Below are 17,500 nucleotides of genomic sequence, written 5' to 3' on the forward strand. Positions count from 1 at the left end.
TTGATTTGATACGTGCTGTAACCAGGCCGTCCTTCGAGGACGGCTTTGGTATTTCTGAAGGCTGAGAAATGAAAAGCAAAACCATTCGCCGCTGGTCCTTCGTCCACACCTGGACCAGCCTGATCTGCACGGTCTTCCTGCTGATGCTGGCGCTGACCGGCTTGCCATTGATTTTCCATCACGAGATCGACCACTTGCTGGGCGATGCCGCCGAGTTGAAGGCAATGCCGGCCGATACCCCGCAGCTGAATTTGCAGCAACTGGTGCAGGCCGCGGAAAAACATCGTCCCGGCGAAGTCATGCAGTATTTCGGCTTCGACGAAGACGAACCCAACGCCGCGATCGCGATCATGGCGGCCACCGCCGGCACGGAACCGAATTCGTCCCACACCTTCATGCTGGACGCCCGAACCGGCGAAGCGCTGGAGATGCCGTCGGCCAATGGCGGCTTCATGATGGTCATGCTGCGTCTGCATGTGGACATGTTCGCTGGCCTGCCGGGCAAGTTGTTGCTGGCGTTCATGGGGTTGATGTTTGTCGTGGCCATTATTTCCGGAACGGTGCTGTACCTGCCGTTCATGCGCAGGCTGACATTCGCCACCGTGCGCCAGGACAAATCCACCCGCCTGCGCTGGCTAGACCTGCACAACCTGATCGGTGTCGTCACCCTGACCTGGGCGCTGGTGGTCGGTGTCACCGGCGTCATCAGTGCCTGCGCCGACCTGTTGATCGCCGCGTGGCGCAACGACAGCCTGAGCGCGATGGTCGCGCCGTACCGCGACGCACCACCATTGACTCAGCTGGCGCCGGCCACTCGCCTGCTCGACATCGCCAAGGAAGTCGCGCCCGGCATGCAGCCGGACTTCATCGCCTTCCCCGGCACGCGATTTTCCAGCGAACACCATTACGCGGTGTTCATGAAGGGCAGCACGCACCTGACTTCGCATTTGCTGACGCCGGTGTTGATCGATGCCAACACCCTGCAAGTCACCGCTGTGGCCGAACGACCGTGGTACATGGACGCCATGGGCATGTCACAGCCGCTGCACTTCGGCGATTACGGTGGCATGCCGATGAAAATCCTCTGGGCGACACTGGATGTGCTGACCATCATCGTGCTCGGCAGCGGGGCTTACCTGTGGGTGGTGCGGCGCAAAGCCGCAAAACCCGTCATGGAAAAAGCGGAGAGCGTGGCATGAAACCCCGACAGTCAAACTTCTGGAAGGTCTTCGCCACGCCCACCGTTATCGCCCTTCTGAGCGCGACGGGGTTGTTTGCCGCGTTGCTGGGGGATGGCGTTTGGGATGCTCTGAGCTGGCTTGGATTAGGCATTCCAGCCGTCCTCGCCCTGCGCGGCCTCCTGCAACGCCGCTCCCGCAGGTTTTAGATATTGACCTCTCTTCGAGCCTCTTGAGCTGTCGGCCCAACGCGCTATGCTCCCGACACTGTCCACCGCCCGAGATCCCGCCATGTCCGCCCCGAGCATGACCCTCTACCACAACCCGTTGTCGCCCTTCGTTCGCAAAGTCATGGTGCTGCTGCACGAAACCGGTCAGCAAGACCGCGTCGCCCTGCAAAACTGTGTGCTGACCCCAGTCGCCCCGGACCTGCCGCTTATCGACGACAACCCGCTGAGCAAAATCCCGGCCCTGCGCCTGGCGGACGGCAACGTCATCCATGACAGCCGGGTGATCCTCGATTACCTCGACCACCAGCACGTCGGAAACCCGCTGATCCCCCGTGAAGGCTCGGCCCGTTGGCGTCGTCTGACCCTGGCCTCCCTGGCCGACGGGATCATGGACGCCGCGGTGCTGGTGCGTTACGAAGTCGCCCTGCGCGCCCCGGAAAAACATTGGGACGAATGGCTCGATGGCCAGCGGGACAAGATCCGCCGCGCCTTGGCGTTGCTGGAAAAAGATGCGATTGCCGAGCTGACCAGCCATTTCGATGTGGCGGCAATCAGTGTGGCGTGTGCGTTGGGTTACCTCGACCTGCGCCATCCGGACCTGGAATGGCGCGAGTCGAATCCGCAGTTGGCCGCGTGGTATTTCGAGGTGAGTCAGCGGCCTTCGATGCTGGCGACGATGCCTAAGGTTTAGATTTTCGCTGGCTGGAACGGCCTCATCGCGAGCAAGCTCGTCCCCACATTTTGATCCGTGGTGTACATGCATTTTGTGTTCACTGAAGATCCCTTGTGGGAGCGAGCCTGCTCGCGAATGCACCACACCGGATCTACCGGAAACAACCCGAATATCAGCGTCGCCAACACCTCCCCCACCCGCTGATCCTCACGCAACCCCAACGACCGGCTCATTCCACCACCCCGATATCAAACGCCAGCGGCTTGGCGGCTTTCTGCCCGATCCCGTACCAGTCCAGTTTCCGTGTCAGCACCATGAACACGCCGAGCAAGCCGAACAGCAGCAACGAGCCCATCAGCAGCGCGTAATCCTCGGCACTCAACAAGCCGTAGAGCAAGCCGTACAACGCGGCCAATCCCGCCGAAAAACTCAAGCCGTGACGCACGCTGCGCAGCACGTGGCAGACATAGAAGCCGATCAACAACACACAACCGCTGGCCGACAACAGATACGCCAGGGCAAAGCCGATGTGTTCGGACAACGACAGTAACAACAGGTAGAAAAATGCCAGTGCCACGCCCACCAGCGCGTATTGCACCGGGTGCACGGCCAGGCTTTTCAGGACTTCGAAGAGGAAGAAACCGGCGAAAGTCAGGACGATGAACAGCAGTGCATATTTGATGGCCCGGTCGCTTTTCAAATACTGGTCCACGGGGTCGATGAAGCTCACGCCAAAGCTGCGCCCGTTGAACGCGTCACAGTCGTTGCCGGATACGCAACTGCTCAGGGCTTCTTGCAGGTTGGTGGAGAAGAACGTCGTCTGCCAGTTGGCGGTGAAGCCCTGATCGGAGACTTCGCGCTGGGCCGGCAGGTAGTTGCCGATGAAGCTCGGATGCGGCCAGTTGGCGGCCAGCGACACCCTGCTCGTCTTGCCCACCGGGAGGATTTGCAGTTGACCGGTGCCTTGCAAACGCAGGTCGAAACCGAAGGCCAGTTCTGTGGGTTGCGTGGTGTTCAGCGCTGGCAACGTCACATGCACGCCCTCGCCCAGCCAGCCCACCTGACTGCCCGGCACGAAGTCCAGGCGCAGGTCATTGAGTTCCAGTTTCAACGCATTCTCGATGCCACGAATGTCGCTGATCCCGACCGCGAGAAACGGCAGGTCGAACTGGTAATCCGCGAAGTCTTCCTTGATGCCCAGTTGCGCCGGAACCGAGAAGTGCCCGCTGATGCGGTTGTCGGCGTGGAACAAGCGCGCCTCGTAAATGCCCCGGGAACGCAGTTCGGTCTGGACCTGTCCGTCGAGCTCGAAACGCTCCGGCAGGAAATACAAACGACCGCGTTCTTCTCCGACTTCCTGATAACGCTCGTTGGTTTTTTCGTTGAGTTTCCAGGTGCGCACCACTTTGCGATAGGGCACCACCATCAACGGTCCGCTCAGCCGCTGGCTGTAGCTGGAGCTGCGCGCGATGTCTTCGAGCACACCGTCGCGCAGTTGCTGACGGTCCTGGATCACGCCGTTGATCATCAGCAACGGGATCAGCAACAACAGAATCAGCAGGGCAATGGCCCCGAGTTTTAAGGTCAGATTTCGGTTCATGGGACTCTCCCTGTTTGGATGGGAAGAGTCTGGGATTGGTGTGTGGGGGTTTTGTGGGGGGAATGTGGAGACTTTGTGATCTTTAGCGGTCTGAAGGCAAATGCAGAGTCACTTCAACCCCGCCTTGGACATTGCCGACGTGCAATGCCCCACCATGCAACTTCACCACTTCTTCAACGAAGTTGAGCCCAAGTCCGGTGCTCTTGCGCCCGCTCTCCGGACGCGGCAAGGAATAGAAACGCTCACTCAATCGCGGCAACGCGTAGTCGGGAATGGCCTCGGCCTGGTTGAACAGTCTGAATTCAATCTGCTCCCCGATCTGCTTCGCGCTGAATCGCAGCACACCCTTCGCCGGCGTGAAATCCAACGCATTTTCCAGCAGATTGCCCAGCGCCTGACGCAATAGAAACGGCTCGCCAGTGATCGCCAGATCCGCTGGAATCGCCTGTTCCACCCGCAACTGCTTGCCTTCGATACGCGCGGCCTGGGCATTCAGCAACTCATTGACCAGCCCCGCCAACGGCACGGCCACTCGCTCTTCCAGCCCTTGGCGCTGCTCGACCTGAGCCAGATTCAACAGCCGCTCGATCAACTGCTGCATCCGCACGCTTTCACTGTCGATGTTGCTGACGAAACGCTGTTGTTGAGCCAACGGCATCTCGCCCTGCAGCAACTCCGCTGCGCCACGAATCGCCGCCAGCGGGCTTTTCAGTTCATGGGTCAGCGTGTGCACATAACGCTCGACGTAGGCTTTGCCTTCGAGCTGCGTGCGCATCTGCTCCACGGCGGTCGCCAGTTGCTCCATTTCGCCGCCGCGATAATGCGGAACCTCGACCCGGCGGCCTTCACTCACGGCTTTCGCATAAGCGGTCAAGCGCCGCAACGCTGCACTCAGCCACCACGACAGCAGCGCGCCGAACAACAGACCGAGGCCGATCAGCCCGGCGCCATACGCGAGCAGTCGACGCTCCGTGCGATCGACGTAAGGCTGCAACGAGCTGTTGGGTTTGGCCACGGTGACCACGCCAATGATCCGGCCGTTATCGCGAATCGGCGCACCAACGTGCATCACCGAAGAGCTGGCATCGTTCGGGTCGCTGCGACTGGAGCGAGCGCCGTACTCGCCGCGCAGGGTCAGCAAAACATCGTTCCATCGCGAGTAATCCTGGCCTACCGCCACGCCGCTGGAGTCCAGGACCACAATGCCCTTAGCGTCAGTGACGTAGATCCGGTGGTTGACCTGATTCTTCGGCAGCCCCCAGATACTGGCGTTTGGCTGCCGCTCGCCATAGGCCCTGAGCAGTTCCGGCCAGCGGTTCTGGTTGAGCGTGCCGGCCTTGAAGTCGTCGCGCAGGATTTCGGCCATCAGGTTGGCGGTGTCGACCAGGGTTTCTTCGGTGGACTGACGTACGCCGGGGCGGATTTCTTCCATTACCGTGCTGAGCACGAAGTAACCCGTCAGGCCGATGAACAGCACATACACCAGGAAAATCCGGATCCCCAATGGCATCAGCTGTGGCCCGGGCTGTAGCTGTAGCCGAGGCCGCGATGGGTCTGGATCGGCTCGGCCTCGGCCTTCACCTGGCGCAATTTGGCGCGCACGCTCTTGATGTGGCTGTCGACGCTACGCTCGTACCCGGCATCGGCGGCGACGCCCAGCGCATCGAGCAATTGCTCGCGGCTGAAGACGCGCTCAGGTTGTTCGAGCAGGCATTGCAGCAGACGGAACTCGTGGCGAGTCAGGGTCAGCAACTGGCCGCGATAGCTGATCTGAACGCGCTCGCTGTCGATGCGAAACAGTGTCGGTGCGACCTCGGCCACCGCACGTGGCGCCATGCGCTTGAGGATGGCCCGCACGCGCGCCGCCACTTCCCGTGGGCTGAACGGCTTGACCACGTAATCGTCGGCACCGATTTCCAGGCCCACGACCCGATCGATTTCCGCATCGCGGGCACTGAGGAAAATCACCGGCACCTCGCTGAAACGCCGCAGTTGCTTGCAGGTTTCGAAGCCACTGATGTCGGGCAGGCCAATGTCCAGAATGATCAGATCGGCCGGGGTCTGCCGCTGAAGCTCCAGCGCGGCGGCACCCAGGCTCAGCCAGGTGGTGGTGAACCCTTCGCCCTGCAAGGCGAAAATCAGGGTGTCGGCAATCGCCGCTTCGTCTTCGACAATCAGGATATGAGGCATGGCGTCCGAGCCCGGCAGTTGGGTGGGCGAACGGTGCCCCAAGCCTCACCTCACGTCAATGAGACCACTTGAAATCAGCAGTCGGGCTTGTCGGCGGTGAAACGTCGCGCCGGGTTCACGGCCGCGCCAAATTCACGCAGGGCTTTGGCGCCGATCAGCAGCGGGTAGTTGAAGCTGCTGCGGTCGGTCAGGTTGACCTCGACGGTGCGCTTGACGTTACCCAGGCACAGTTCCAGATCGACCACCGGACGTTTGGTGGGCGCCGCGGCATCTTCATCCTCGTCTTCTTCGGAGCGGGTCTTGATCTTGCTGATCCGCGCGACCTTGTGCTCGTAGACCTTGTTGCTGGCGTCTTTGGTCGCGAGGCGGAAACGCACCCACTCATCGCCGTCGCGGGTGAAGGTTTCGATGTCCTTGGCCGACAGCGACGCGGTCAGGGCGCCAGTGTCCATTTTCGCCTTGAGGACTTCGCCGCCGATTTCCGGCAGCGCAATGTATTCGTAGCGCCCGTACAGGGTCGGCTCGGCGGCCAGGACCGGCAGGGCCACGAGGGAAAGCAGTGCGAGGAGGGATTTCACGTGATGGATGTCCTTTTTTGAAAATAGGAGCGCAGAGTCCGAATTCTAGACCGCAAAAAACAACGATAGTTGGAAGACCACACACTTCTGTGGCGAGGGAGCTTGCTCCCGCTGGGCTGCGAAGCGAGCAAGTGCTCTCACAAAGCCGCAAGCATACGGCCAAGAAGGTGAAACATTCGTCACCGCCGATTTGGCCTGTCGCCCGAAGCTGCTTATCATGGCGCGCCCAAACGCTTTCAAGAGTTACTTATGCGCCGCCTGCTCACCGGCTGTTTCGTTACCCTGCTGCTGTTACTCAACACCCTGGTCCTGTTCGGGCCACTGATGGTGTTTGCCCTGTTCAAACTGGTCCTGTCCGGCCGCTGGCGTGATTACGCATCAACAGCGGTGATGTGGATCGCCGAGACCTGGGCCGAGATCGACAAGCTGATCTTCCGTCTGTGCATCCCCACGCAGTGGGACATTCGCGGCGGCGATGACTTGCGCCGCGACACCTCTTATCTGGTCATCAGCAACCATCAATCCTGGGTCGATATCCCGGCGCTGATCCAGACACTCAACCGGCGCACGCCGTTTTTCAAATTCTTCCTCAAGAAAGAACTGATCTGGGTACCGTTCCTGGGCCTGGCGTGGTGGGCGCTGGATTACCCGTTCATGAAGCGCTACACCAAGGCCTTTCTGGCGAAAAACCCGACGCTGGCGGGCAAGGATCTGGAGATTACCAAAGCGGCGTGCGAGCTGTTCAAGCGCCAGCCGGTGACCGTGGTCAATTACCTGGAAGGCACCCGCTACACCTCGGCAAAAAGCGCTCAGCAACAGTCACCGTTCACGCATCTGCTCAAGCCCAAGGCTGGCGGCGTGGCGTTTGTGCTGGCAGCGATGGGTGAACAGCTGGACGCCATTCTCGATGTGACGGTGGTATATCCGCAGCAGAAGATCCCGGGGTTCTGGGATTTGATCAGCGGCAACGTGCCGAGGGTCATCATCGACATCAACACCCGCGAACTCGACCCCGCGCTGTGGCAGGGCGATTACGAGAATGATGCGGCGTTTCGCGAGACCGTCCAGAACTGGGTGAACCAGCTCTGGATCGAGAAGGACCGGCGCATCGACGCCTTGCGCGCCGAGCGCCGCTGAATCAGCTGCCGGCGCCCCAGATTCCGCCCAGGCTCTGCAGCAGCGAACCGCCCACGCCCTGTTGACCGAAGTATTGAAGAATCAGTGGGGCAAACTGGCCGATCATGCCGCTGTCCATGCCCAATGCGCTGAACGCGTTGTTCAGGTCGTTGGTGTCCTTGACGTTGCCCAGCGCGTTATCCAGGCCGGCCGCCTTACCGCTCGAACCGAGCAACCCGGCGAGGACGCCCAGTTCACCACCGCCGGACAACATGTCGATGCCCGGAACGCTCTTGGCCAGTTCCGAGTAGTCGGTCGAACTCAATTGATTCTTGGCCAGACCGAGCATCGCTCCGGTGCCGCCAACGACTTGCTGTGGTGTCAGGTTCAATTGGCTGAGCGCACCCAGCAGACCTGCCGTTTCAGAGGTCGGCGCTGCCGCTGTGGCAGCGTTATCGCCCTTCATGCCGGAAATGGCATTGGCCGCATCGCTCAGGCTGAACTGAGCAAAGACCGGGCTGGCCCCCAGGGTCATGAGCGATGCCAGTGCAAAACCGCGTGAAATCTTCATCCAGACATCCTCTTGTGCCATGAAAACCGCCCGGTAACAGGCGGAAAAGCTGCCGTTTTGACCGGTCTTGCGTCGGCATGTTCCTCAGCGCCACGTCCATTTTCTACCCGCTCGTCGACTCAAACAAAAACGGCGACCCGAAGGTCGCCGTTCTGTATTGCGTGATGCCTTACGCCGCGCTGAACAGCTTGTGCGGATCGATCACAAACTTCTTCGGCACGCCCGCATCGAACTCGCCGTAGCCTTGCGGTGCCTGATCCAGGCTGATCACCTGAACGCCCACCACTTCGGCGATGTTGATGCGATCCCACATGATCGCCTGCATCAGCTGGCGGTTGTACTTCATCACCGGCGTCTGGCCAGTGTGGAAGCTGTGGGACTTGGCCCAGCCCAGACCGAAGCGAATGCTCAGGCTGCCCATTTTCGCGGCCGCGTCCACGGCACCCGGATCTTCGGTCACGTACAGGCCAGGGATACCGATTTTGCCAGCCACCCGAACCACACCCATCAGCGAGTTGAGCACGGTGGCCGGAGCCTCGTGTTTCACGCCGTCATGGCCGTGACCGCGCGCTTCGAAGCCCACGGCGTCGACGGCGCAATCCACTTCGGGTTCACCCAGCAGCGCAGCGATCTGTTCGTGCAGCGGGGTGTCCAGGGACAGGTCGGCAATTTCGAAACCCTGCGCCTTGGCGTGTGCCAGGCGAACAGTGTTGACGTCGCCGATGATCACCACCGCCGCGCCCAACAGGCGAGCGGAAGCGGCAGCCGCCAGACCGACCGGACCGGCACCGGCGATGTACACGGTGCTGCCCGGGCCAACGCCGGCCGTCACTGCGCCGTGGTAACCGGTCGGCAGGATGTCGGAGAGGCAGGTCAGGTCGCGGATTTTTTCCATCGCGCGATCGCGATCAGGCAGTTTCAGCAGGTTGAAGTCGGCGTACGGCACCATCGCGTATTCAGCCTGGCCGCCGGTCCAGTCGCCCATGTCGACGTAACCGTAAGCACCGCCCGGACGCGCCGGGTTCACGCTGAGGCAAACGCCAGTGTGCATTTCCTTGCAGGAACGGCAGCGCCCGCAAGCCACGTTGAACGGTACGGACACCAGGTCGCCGATTTGCAGGTTTTCGACGTCGCTGCCCTTCTCGATCACTTCGCCAGTGATCTCGTGGCCCAGCACCAGACCGGTCTGAGCGGTGGTACGGCCGCGCACCATGTGCTGGTCGGAACCACAGATGTTGGTGGAAACCACGCGCAGGATGACAGCGTGATTAATCTTCCTGCCACGCGGGTCCTGCATTTTCGGATAGTCGATTTTCTGTACTTCGACCTTGCCAGCGCCGAGATACACCACACCACGATTGCCAGACATGCTTTCACCTCGCTGTTGTTTTTATGTAGCGGTCGCGTCGCCACGGATCGGCGGCGCGTTGATTGCTCTGGTTGTTGCCTGTGTGTCTTGTGTTGTTTGTCAGGGCCTCATCGCTAGCAGGCTAGCTCCCACAGGGTTTTGGGTTGTTCAAAAATCCTGTGTTCACCCGAATCACTGTGGGAGCTAGCCTGCTAGCGATGGCGATCTACAGAACGACCGTGCGATTGGCGTTCAAAAACACCCGTCGTTCAATGTGATAACCCACGGCGCGAGCCAGGGTCAGCCCTTCGATATCCCGCCCCTTGGCGATCAGGTCTTCCGGATAATGGCTGTGATCCACCACCTCCACGCCCTGGGCGATGATCGGTCCCTCGTCCAGGTCGTTGTTGATGTAGTGCGCCGTGGCGCCGACCAGCTTCACCCCTTTGTTGTAGGCCTGGTGATAAGGCTTGGCGCCCTTGAACCCCGGCAGCAGGGAGTGATGGATGTTGATCGCCTTGCCGTCGAGCTTGCGGCACAGCTCCGGTGACAAAACCTGCATGTAGCGCGCAAGGATCACCAGTTCGGCGCCGGAGTCTTCGATCACCTGCAACACCTGACGCTCCTGCGACGGCTTGTCGTTGGGGTCGAGCGGGAAGTGGTAGTACGGAATCTGGTGCCAGTCGGCCAACGGCTTGAGGTCCGGATGGTTGGAGATCACGGCGGCGACGTCCATCGACAACTGGCCGATGCGCTGGCGGTAGAGCAAATCGTTGAGGCAGTGATCGGCCTTGGAGACCATGATCACCACTTTCGGCCGGTAGTTCGGCGGGGTCAGTTCGAAGATCATGCCGAAGGCTTTACCACGCTCTTCCAACCCGGCGCGGAAGGCTTGTTCGTCAAAGCCGTCGGGTTGACGGAATTCCACGCGAATGAAGAAACGACCCGAGAGACGGTCATCGAACGAATGGTGCTCGGTAACGTAGCAGCCCTGCTCGAACAGAAATCGGGTCACCGCGTCCACGGTGCCGAGGACGCTGGGGCAGTCGGCGGTCAGAATCCATGTGTCTGGGGCGCGGCTCATAGTGCGGTGACTCCTGCTACAAATTAGGTGGTCGCAGAGACCCCTGTGGCGAGGGGATTTATCCCCGTTCGGCTGCGAAGCAGTCGTAAAACCAGTCAACTCAATTTGGCTGGGATACCGAGTTGTGAGGTTTCAGGGCTGCTGCGCAGCCCAACGGGGATAAATCCCCTCGCCACAAAGCCCATCACCACAAACGATCATTAAGCCTGAACGCTCAGGCCGTACTCGGCCGCTGCATCCTGCAGCCACAACCACCAGTAATCCGAGAAGCTGCGGCGGATCAGCAGTTCCCAGGTGTCTTCGGCGGTGTGGCGGATCACCAGTTGCGACTTGGCGAACACGGTGCCCACTGCCTTGCCGACCGGGAAGCTGTTCGGGTGTACGTCGTAGCTGGTGGATTTCATCAGCACCTGGCGCACGTTAGGGCCGCTCAGTTCGAGGATCTGCTGGCCACCGCTGACGTTGACGATCTGGATGTGCAGATCGCCCAGCGCTTCACGCAGTTTCTGCTCGGCGGCGAACTCTTCACCGGTCGGCACGATCAACAGCCACTCATCCGGCCCCATCCATTGCAGGCTGGTTTCACCCTTGACGATGACCGTCAGCGCGCCTGGCAATTCGATGCCAAGGGCCTTGTGCACGCCAGCACTGAACGCCGCATCGTGGCCGTCGCCACGAATGGTCAGGTGGCCGAGGAGTTTCTTCTCACGCACGATCACGCCGGCGTTTTTGCGACCCTTGCCGACCAGGCTGGCGAGGTCGGCATGATGCAGCGACGACTCGGCCTTGGCCCCGGTGGTTGGGCGTTGTTGGTAAACATTGGCTACGGTCATAAAGCACCTTTCCTGAATTCTGTTGGTTCCTGTGGTGGCGGCACTGCCGTCATCGCCAGCAGGCCAGCTCCCACATTCAACCGCGTTCCCCGGTGGGAGCTAGCCTGCTAGCGATTGCGGTAGCAGACTCTCCACAGGACCCGAGGCCACTAGATGTTCTGGCGATCACCTTTCGGATCGAAGAACACCGAAGAAACGATTTCCGCCTCGATCACGCTGCCATCCGCCAGCGGTGCGAACACCCGTTCGCCGATACGCTTCAAACCGCCTTTCACTACGCCCATGGCAAACGAATAGCCCAGGGAGTTGTGCAGGTAGCTGGAAGTGACGTGACCGACCATCGTCATCGGGATCGTCTGCTTGGTGTTGAACACCAGTTGCGCACCTTCCGGCAGCCATTTGGTCGGATCGATCGGCTTCAGGCCCACCAGCTGTTTACGTTGATCACGTACGCAGTCTTCGCGGTTCATGCCACGCCAGCCGATCCACGAGAACGGTTTGGTGCGACCGACACACCAGCCCATGTTCAAATCGTCCGGGGTCATCGAGCCGTCGGTGTCCTGACCGACGATGATGAAGCCCTTCTCGGCCCGCAGGATGTGCATGGTTTCGGTGCCGTACGGGGTCAGGTTGTACTGTTTGCCGGCCTCGACGATTTTCTCGAGCACGCCCATGGCGTAGTCGGCCTGCACGTTGACTTCGTACGACAGCTCACCGGTAAACGAAATCCGGAACACCCGCGCCGGCACACCGCCGACCAGGCCTTCTTTCCAGGTCATGAACGGGAAGGCTTCGTTGCTCAGGTCGATGTCGGTGACTTCGCTGAGCAGCTTGCGGCTGTTCGGCCCGGACAGGGTCATGGTTGCCCAGTGATCCGTCACGGAAGTGAAATACACCTTCAGGTCTGGCCATTCGGTCTGTTGGTAGATTTCCAGCCATTGCAGCACGCGTGCAGCGCCGCCGGTGGTGGTGGTCATCACGAAGTGGTTGTCGGCGAGGCAAGCGGTGACGCCGTCGTCGAAGACCATGCCGTCTTCTTTGCACATCAGGCCGTAACGGGCCTTGCCCACGTCGAGCTTGGTCCAGGCGTTGGTGTAGATGCGGTTGAGGAACTCGCGCGCATCCGGGCCTTGAATGTCGATCTTGCCGAGGGTCGAGGCGTCCAGCAGGCCGACGCTGTCGCGCACGGCTTTGCATTCGCGTTTCACTGCGGCGTGAATGTCTTCACCGTTTTTCGGGAAGTACCACGGACGTTTCCACTGACCGACGTCCTCGAACTCGGCGCCATTCTTCACGTGCCAGTGATGCAGCGCGGTGAAGCGGACAGGTTCGAAGATGTGCCCGCAGTGACGGCCGGCCACGGCGCCGAAGGTCACCGGCGTGTAGTTCGGACGGAACATGGTGGTGCCCATCTGCGGGATGGTCACGTTCAACGAACGGGCGGCGATGGCCAGGCCGTTGACGTTGCCGAGCTTGCCCTGGTCAGTACCGAAGCCCAGTGCGGTGTAGCGTTTGACGTGCTCGACCGATTCGAAGCCTTCGCGGGTCGCCAGTTCGATGGCGGCAGCGGTGACGTCGTTTTGCAGGTCGACGAATTGCTTCGGCGCCCGTGCGGTGTTCTTTTCGTGCGGCACCTGGAACAGCGCCAGGGTGGGCTCTTCCAGACGGCTCAGGGCTTTCGGCAAAGTACCTTCGACCACGCTGAAACCGGCTTCACTGGCTGCGCGAGCGCCGCCTTCAAAACCATCGGCCAGGGAATCGCCGAGGCCGTAGACGCCGTTGATGCCACCGACGCACACGCGTTTCTGCGGTGCTTCGCCCGGTACGAAACCGAGGATGTCTTCACGCCAGATCGGCTTGCCACCCAAGTGCGACGCCAGGTGAACCACCGGGCTGTAACCGCCGGAACTGGCGATCAAATCGCAATCGAGCCATTCGCCAGGACTGGTCACGGCGTGCGCCTTGACATCGATCGCGGCGACGCGAGCGGCGGTCACGTGCTTGCTGCCACGGGCCTCGATCACGGCGCTGCCGGTCAGGATGCGAATGCCTTTGGCGCGCGCTTCTTCAACCAATGCACCGCGCGGATTGCTACGGGCGTCGGCGATGGCCACCACTTGCAGGCTGGCATCGAGCCAATCCAGGGCAACGCGGTAGGCGTGATCGTTGTTGGTCGACAGCACCAGTTTCTTGCCCGGTGCCACGCCGTAACGGCGAACGTAAGTCGAGACAGCGCCGGCGAGCATGTTGCCCGGCACGTCGTTGTTGCCATACACCAGTGGACGTTCGTGAGCACCGGTCGCCAGGACCACGCGCTTGGCGCGAACCCGGTGGATGCGCTGACGCACCTGGCCGATCGGGGCGCGGTCGCCGAGGTGATCGGTCAGGCGCTCGTGAATGGTCAGGAAGTTATGGTCGTGGTAACCGTTGACCGTGGCGCGCGGCAACAGCAGCACGTCCGGGGTGTCCTTCAGCTCGGCGATGACGCTGGCGACCCACTCGGTGGCTGGCTTGCCGTCGAGGCTTTCGCGGGAATCGAGCAGGCTGCCGCCGAACTCTTCCTGCTCATCGGCGAGGATCACGCGAGCACCGCTGCGCGCAGCCGCCAGTGCAGCGGCCAGGCCGGCAGGGCCACCGCCGACGATCAGCACGTCGCAGTGCTGGTTCATGTAGTCGTAGGTGTCCGGATCGTTCTCGGTCGGCGAGCGGCCAAGGCCGGCGGCCTTACGGATGTACTTCTCGTACGTCATCCAGAACGATTGCGGGTACATGAAGGTTTTGTAGTAGAAGCCCGGAGGCATCAGCTTGCCGCCGACCTTGCCGAGAATCCCCATCATGTCGTTGTTCACGCTTGGCCAGCCGTTGGTGCTGGTGGCGACCAGGCCTTGATACAGCGCCTGTTGCGTGGCACGCACGTTAGGGATCTGCGTGGCTTCGGTCGCGCCGATCTGCAGCACGGCGTTCGGCTCTTCAGCGCCGGCCGCGAAGATGCCGCGCGGACGGGAGTACTTGAAGCTGCGACCGATGATGTCGACACCGTTGGCCAGCAGGGCTGCGGCCAGGGAATCGCCTTCAAAGCCTTTGTAGACCTGGCCGTTGAAGGTGAAGCTCAGCACTTTGTTGCGGTCGATCCGTCCGCCGTTGGACAGGCGATTGATCTGGCTCATACCTTCTCTCCCAGAGCCGTGGTGGCCGCTTTCGGGCTATCGGTCTTGTCGGTGAATTGTGGCTTGGTGCCGATCTTGTAGGTCTCGAGAATCTCGTAGGTCACGGTGTCGCGGGTGGCGTTGAAGTACTGACGGCAACCGGCGGCGTGAATCCACAGTTCATGGTGCAGACCGCGAGGGTTGTCGCGGAAGAACATGTAGTCGCCCCACTCCTCGTCGGTGCAGGTGTTCGGGTCCAGTGGACGCGGGATGTGCGCCTGGCCGGATGCGTGGAATTCCTCTTCGGAGCGCAGTTCGCCGCAGTGAGGACAGAAGATATGCAACATGGGGATTTCTCCTGTTAGTGGGCAACCGCAGCAGCGCCGTGTTCGTCGATCAACGCACCGTTGTGGAAACGGTCGATGGAGAAAGGTGCAGCCAATGGGTGCATTTCACCCTTGGCCAGGCTTGCGGCAAACACGTTGCCCGAGCCAGGTGTGGCCTTGAAGCCACCGGTGCCCCAACCGCAGTTGAAGAACATGTTCGGGACCGGGGTTTTCGAAATGATCGGGCAGGCATCCGGCGTGGTGTCGACGATGCCGCCCCACTGACGGTTCATGCGTACGCGGGACAGCACCGGGAACATCTCGACGATGGCCTGGATGGTGTGCTCGATCACCGGGTACGAACCACGCTGGCCGTAGCCGTTGTAGCCGTCGATGCCGGCGCCGATCACCAGGTCGCCCTTGTCGGACTGGCTGATGTAGCCGTGCACGGCGTTGGACATGATCACGCTGTCGATAATCGGTTTGATCGGCTCGGACACCAACGCTTGCAGCGGGTGGGATTCGATCGGCAGACGGAAACCGGCCAGCTTGGCCATGTGCCCGGAGTTACCGGCCGTGACCACACCGACGCGCTTGGCGCCAATGAAGCCCTTGTTGGTTTCGACACCGATGCACACGCCGTTTTCCTTGCGGAAGCCGATCACCTCGGTCTGCTGGATCAGGTCCACGCCCAGTGCGTCGGCGGCACGGGCAAAGCCCCACGCCACGGCATCGTGACGGGCCACGCCGCCGCGACGCTGAACGGTTGCGCCCATCACCGGGTAGCGAGTGTTCTTCGAGCAGTCGAGGTACGGGATCTCGTCGGCCACTTGCTTGGCATCGAGCAGTTCACCGTCCACGCCGTTGAGGCGGTTGGCGCTGACCCGACGCTCGGAATCACGGATGTCCTGCAGGGTGTGGCACAGGTTGTAGACGCCACGCTGGGAGAACATCACGTTGTAGTTCAGGTCCTGGGAAAGGCCTTCCCACAATTTCATTGCGTGTTCGTACAGGTGAGCCGACTCGTCCCACAGGTAGTTGGAGCGAACGATGGTGGTGTTGCGCGCGGTGTTACCGCCGCCCAGCCAGCCTTTTTCGACCACGGCCACGTTGGTGATGCCGTGCTCCTTGGCCAGGTAGTAAGCCGTGGCGAGACCATGCCCGCCACCGCCGACGATGACCACGTCATAGACCTTTTTAGGGGTCGGCGTGCGCCACATCTTCTGCCAGTTTTCGTGATGGCTGAGGGAGTGTTTGAAGAGGCCGAAGCCCGAATAGCGTTGCATAGTCATTTACTCCAAAACCGCGCTCAGCGATAAACCGGGAAATCTGCGCACAGGGCCGACACTTGCTGCGCGACATTGGCCTCGACATCGGTGTCGCCGAGGTTGTCGAGGATGTCGCAGATCCAGCCGGCCAGCGTGACGCACTGGGTCACCTTGAAGCCGCGCGTGGTCACCGCCGGGGTGCCGATGCGCAGGCCGGACGTGACGAACGGCGACTGTGGATCATTCGGGACAGCGTTCTTGTTCACGGTGATGTGGGCGCGACCGAGTGCTGCATCCGCCTCTTTGCCGGTGAGGCCCTGACGGATCAGGCTGACCAGGAACAGGTGGTTATCGGTGCCGCCGGACACTACATCGTAGCCGCGTTTGATAAACACGCCGGCCATGGCCTGGGCGTTGTCGATCACTTGTTGCTGGTAAGCCTTGAAACCGGGCTCCAGCGCTTCCTTGAAGCACACGGCCTTACCGGCGATCACGTGCATCAGCGGGCCGCCCTGGGCACCCGGGAAGACTGCCGCGTTGAGTTTCTTCTCGATTTCTTCGTTGGCCTTGCACAGGATCAGGCCGCCACGCGGACCGCGCAGGGTCTTGTGGGTGGTGGTGGTGACCACGTCGGCGTAAGGCAGCGGATTCGGGTACAGGCCGGCAGCGACCAGGCCGGCGACGTGGGCCATGTCGACGAACAGCAGCGCACCAACCTTGTCGGCGATCTGGCGGAAGCGTGGGAAGTCGAGGGTCTTGGAGTAGGCCGAGAAGCCGGCGACGATCATCTTCGGCTTGCATTCGACGGCCAGGCGCTCGACTTCGTCGTAGTCGATCAGACCGGTTTTGGTGTCGATCCCGTACTGCACGGCGTTGTACAGCTTGCCCGAGGACGACACCTTGGCTCCGTGGGTCAGGTGACCGCCATGGGCCAGGCTCATGCCCAGAATGGTGTCGCCGGCTTGCAGCAGGGCCAGGTACACGGCGCTGTTGGCCGAGGAACCGGAGTGCGGCTGCACGTTGGCGTAATCGGCGCCGAACAACTGCTTGGCGCGTTCGATGGCCAGGGCTTCAACCTTGTCCACGTGCTCGCAGCCACCGTAGTAGCGCTTGCCCGGATAGCCTTCGGCGTATTTGTTGGTCAGGCCACTGCCTTGCGCTTCCATGACGCGTTTGCTGGTGTAGTTCTCTGACGCGATCAGCTCGATGTGATCTTCCTGGCGTTGCTCTTCGGCATTCATCGCCGCCAGCAGTGCATCGTCGTAACCCTGGATCTGGTCTTGCTTGCTGAACATCGCGTCTCTCCCAGCGGCGGCGGTGCGCCATTCGTCTCGGTGAGGCACGTACCTGTCGGCAGTG

Annotated in this window: 16 protein-coding genes; 4 read left to right on the plus strand and 12 right to left on the minus strand. The window is 61.3% G+C overall.

Going from position 1 to position 17,500, the window contains the following annotated elements; translation table 11 throughout:
* Window positions 1-68 precede the first annotated feature (68 nt).
* The 3 genes from ACM1ZW_RS06390 to ACM1ZW_RS06400 all read left to right on the plus strand — a co-directional run bounded on the left by ACM1ZW_RS06390 (window position 69) and on the right by ACM1ZW_RS06400 (window position 2,099).
* On the plus strand, window positions 69-1,199 hold the full coding sequence (locus ACM1ZW_RS06390; protein ID WP_416740326.1) for a PepSY-associated TM helix domain-containing protein: 1,131 nt from the start codon (window positions 69-71) through the stop codon (window positions 1,197-1,199).
* Entirely contained in the window at window positions 1,196-1,387 is a 192-nt protein-coding gene (locus ACM1ZW_RS06395) for a hypothetical protein (RefSeq protein ID WP_414880203.1), read from the plus strand. The genes ACM1ZW_RS06390 and ACM1ZW_RS06395 overlap by 4 nt, the downstream gene beginning before the upstream one ends.
* An 82-nt stretch (window positions 1,388-1,469) precedes the next feature.
* On the plus strand, window positions 1,470-2,099 hold the full coding sequence (locus ACM1ZW_RS06400) for a glutathione S-transferase (protein WP_414880202.1): 630 nt from the start codon (window positions 1,470-1,472) through the stop codon (window positions 2,097-2,099).
* Window positions 2,100-2,310: 211 nt separating this feature from the next.
* On the opposite strand, the gene creD is transcribed toward ACM1ZW_RS06400, so the two are convergent.
* From creD to ACM1ZW_RS06420, 4 genes are all read right to left on the minus strand, one after another.
* Complete coding sequence (gene creD / locus ACM1ZW_RS06405; protein WP_416740327.1) at window positions 2,311-3,681, minus strand: cell envelope integrity protein CreD; 1,371 nt, start codon at window positions 3,679-3,681, stop codon at window positions 2,311-2,313.
* 82 nt (window positions 3,682-3,763) lie between these two features.
* Window positions 3,764-5,191 carry a two-component system sensor histidine kinase CreC gene (gene creC / locus ACM1ZW_RS06410; RefSeq protein WP_416740328.1) on the minus strand — a complete coding sequence of 476 codons (1,428 nt, stop codon included), beginning with the start codon at window positions 5,189-5,191 and terminating at the stop codon, window positions 3,764-3,766.
* Window positions 5,191-5,871, minus strand: a complete 681-nt coding sequence (creB, locus tag ACM1ZW_RS06415; RefSeq protein WP_416740329.1) for a two-component system response regulator CreB — start codon at window positions 5,869-5,871, stop codon at window positions 5,191-5,193. Before creB ends, creC begins: the two co-directional genes overlap by 1 nt.
* Before the next feature lie 74 nt (window positions 5,872-5,945).
* On the minus strand, window positions 5,946-6,449 hold the full coding sequence (locus ACM1ZW_RS06420; RefSeq protein WP_017341175.1) for an ATP-dependent zinc protease: 504 nt from the start codon (window positions 6,447-6,449) through the stop codon (window positions 5,946-5,948).
* Between the two features lie 249 nt (window positions 6,450-6,698).
* Between ACM1ZW_RS06420 and ACM1ZW_RS06425 the strand changes: the two genes are divergently transcribed.
* Window positions 6,699-7,586: an acyltransferase gene (locus ACM1ZW_RS06425; protein ID WP_017341176.1), complete on the plus strand. Its 888-nt coding sequence runs from the start codon at window positions 6,699-6,701 to the stop codon at window positions 7,584-7,586.
* Between the two features lies 1 nt (window position 7,587).
* Here the strand turns inward: ACM1ZW_RS06425 and ACM1ZW_RS06430 are convergent, their stop codons facing one another.
* From ACM1ZW_RS06430 to glyA, 8 genes are all read right to left on the minus strand, one after another.
* Complete coding sequence (locus tag ACM1ZW_RS06430) at window positions 7,588-8,136, minus strand: DUF2780 domain-containing protein (RefSeq protein WP_017341177.1); 549 nt, start codon at window positions 8,134-8,136, stop codon at window positions 7,588-7,590.
* A gap of 169 nt (window positions 8,137-8,305) precedes the next feature.
* Window positions 8,306-9,505 carry a formaldehyde dehydrogenase, glutathione-independent gene (gene fdhA / locus ACM1ZW_RS06435; RefSeq protein WP_017341178.1) on the minus strand — a complete coding sequence of 400 codons (1,200 nt, stop codon included), beginning with the start codon at window positions 9,503-9,505 and terminating at the stop codon, window positions 8,306-8,308.
* 205 nt (window positions 9,506-9,710) lie between these two features.
* Complete coding sequence (gene purU, locus ACM1ZW_RS06440; RefSeq protein WP_017341179.1) at window positions 9,711-10,568, minus strand: formyltetrahydrofolate deformylase; 858 nt, start codon at window positions 10,566-10,568, stop codon at window positions 9,711-9,713.
* Between the two features lie 200 nt (window positions 10,569-10,768).
* A complete protein-coding gene (locus ACM1ZW_RS06445) occupies window positions 10,769-11,401 on the minus strand; it encodes a sarcosine oxidase subunit gamma (protein WP_017341180.1) in 633 nt (210 codons plus the stop codon).
* Between the two features lie 149 nt (window positions 11,402-11,550).
* Window positions 11,551-14,568 carry a sarcosine oxidase subunit alpha gene (locus ACM1ZW_RS06450; RefSeq protein WP_017341181.1) on the minus strand — a complete coding sequence of 1,006 codons (3,018 nt, stop codon included), beginning with the start codon at window positions 14,566-14,568 and terminating at the stop codon, window positions 11,551-11,553.
* Window positions 14,565-14,894 carry a sarcosine oxidase subunit delta gene (locus ACM1ZW_RS06455; RefSeq protein ID WP_017341182.1) on the minus strand — a complete coding sequence of 110 codons (330 nt, stop codon included), beginning with the start codon at window positions 14,892-14,894 and terminating at the stop codon, window positions 14,565-14,567. Before ACM1ZW_RS06455 ends, ACM1ZW_RS06450 begins: the two co-directional genes overlap by 4 nt.
* 14 nt (window positions 14,895-14,908) lie before the next feature.
* Window positions 14,909-16,159, minus strand: coding sequence for a sarcosine oxidase subunit beta (locus tag ACM1ZW_RS06460; RefSeq protein ID WP_007947735.1), 1,251 nt, complete (start codon window positions 16,157-16,159; stop codon window positions 14,909-14,911).
* 23 nt (window positions 16,160-16,182) lie between these two features.
* Entirely contained in the window at window positions 16,183-17,436 is a 1,254-nt protein-coding gene (gene glyA / locus ACM1ZW_RS06465) for a serine hydroxymethyltransferase (protein WP_416740330.1), read from the minus strand.
* Window positions 17,437-17,500: the final 64 nt, after the last annotated feature.

This window comes from Pseudomonas sp. NFX71 (assembly GCF_048079215.1).
In the GTDB taxonomy this organism is placed as follows: Bacteria; Pseudomonadota; Gammaproteobacteria; order Pseudomonadales; family Pseudomonadaceae; genus Aquipseudomonas; species Aquipseudomonas fluorescens_B.

Coding starts and splice junctions, on each gene's coding strand:
- ACM1ZW_RS06390 (WP_416740326.1), top strand. CDS start 69: ATGAAAAGCAAAACCATTCGCCGCTGGTCCTTCGTCCACACCTGGACC.
- ACM1ZW_RS06395 (WP_414880203.1), top strand. CDS start 1,196: ATGAAACCCCGACAGTCAAACTTCTGGAAGGTCTTCGCCACGCCCACC.
- ACM1ZW_RS06400 (WP_414880202.1), top strand. CDS start 1,470: ATGTCCGCCCCGAGCATGACCCTCTACCACAACCCGTTGTCGCCCTTC.
- creD (WP_416740327.1), bottom strand. CDS start 3,681: ATGAACCGAAATCTGACCTTAAAACTCGGGGCCATTGCCCTGCTGATT.
- creC (WP_416740328.1), bottom strand. CDS start 5,191: ATGCCATTGGGGATCCGGATTTTCCTGGTGTATGTGCTGTTCATCGGC.
- creB (WP_416740329.1), bottom strand. CDS start 5,871: ATGCCTCATATCCTGATTGTCGAAGACGAAGCGGCGATTGCCGACACC.
- ACM1ZW_RS06425 (WP_017341176.1), top strand. CDS start 6,699: ATGCGCCGCCTGCTCACCGGCTGTTTCGTTACCCTGCTGCTGTTACTC.
- ACM1ZW_RS06430 (WP_017341177.1), bottom strand. CDS start 8,136: ATGAAGATTTCACGCGGTTTTGCACTGGCATCGCTCATGACCCTGGGG.
- fdhA (WP_017341178.1), bottom strand. CDS start 9,505: ATGTCTGGCAATCGTGGTGTGGTGTATCTCGGCGCTGGCAAGGTCGAA.
- purU (WP_017341179.1), bottom strand. CDS start 10,568: ATGAGCCGCGCCCCAGACACATGGATTCTGACCGCCGACTGCCCCAGC.
- ACM1ZW_RS06445 (WP_017341180.1), bottom strand. CDS start 11,401: ATGACCGTAGCCAATGTTTACCAACAACGCCCAACCACCGGGGCCAAG.
- ACM1ZW_RS06450 (WP_017341181.1), bottom strand. CDS start 14,568: ATGAGCCAGATCAATCGCCTGTCCAACGGCGGACGGATCGACCGCAAC.
- ACM1ZW_RS06455 (WP_017341182.1), bottom strand. CDS start 14,894: ATGTTGCATATCTTCTGTCCTCACTGCGGCGAACTGCGCTCCGAAGAG.
- ACM1ZW_RS06460 (WP_007947735.1), bottom strand. CDS start 16,159: ATGCAACGCTATTCGGGCTTCGGCCTCTTCAAACACTCCCTCAGCCAT.
- glyA (WP_416740330.1), bottom strand. CDS start 17,436: ATGTTCAGCAAGCAAGACCAGATCCAGGGTTACGACGATGCACTGCTG.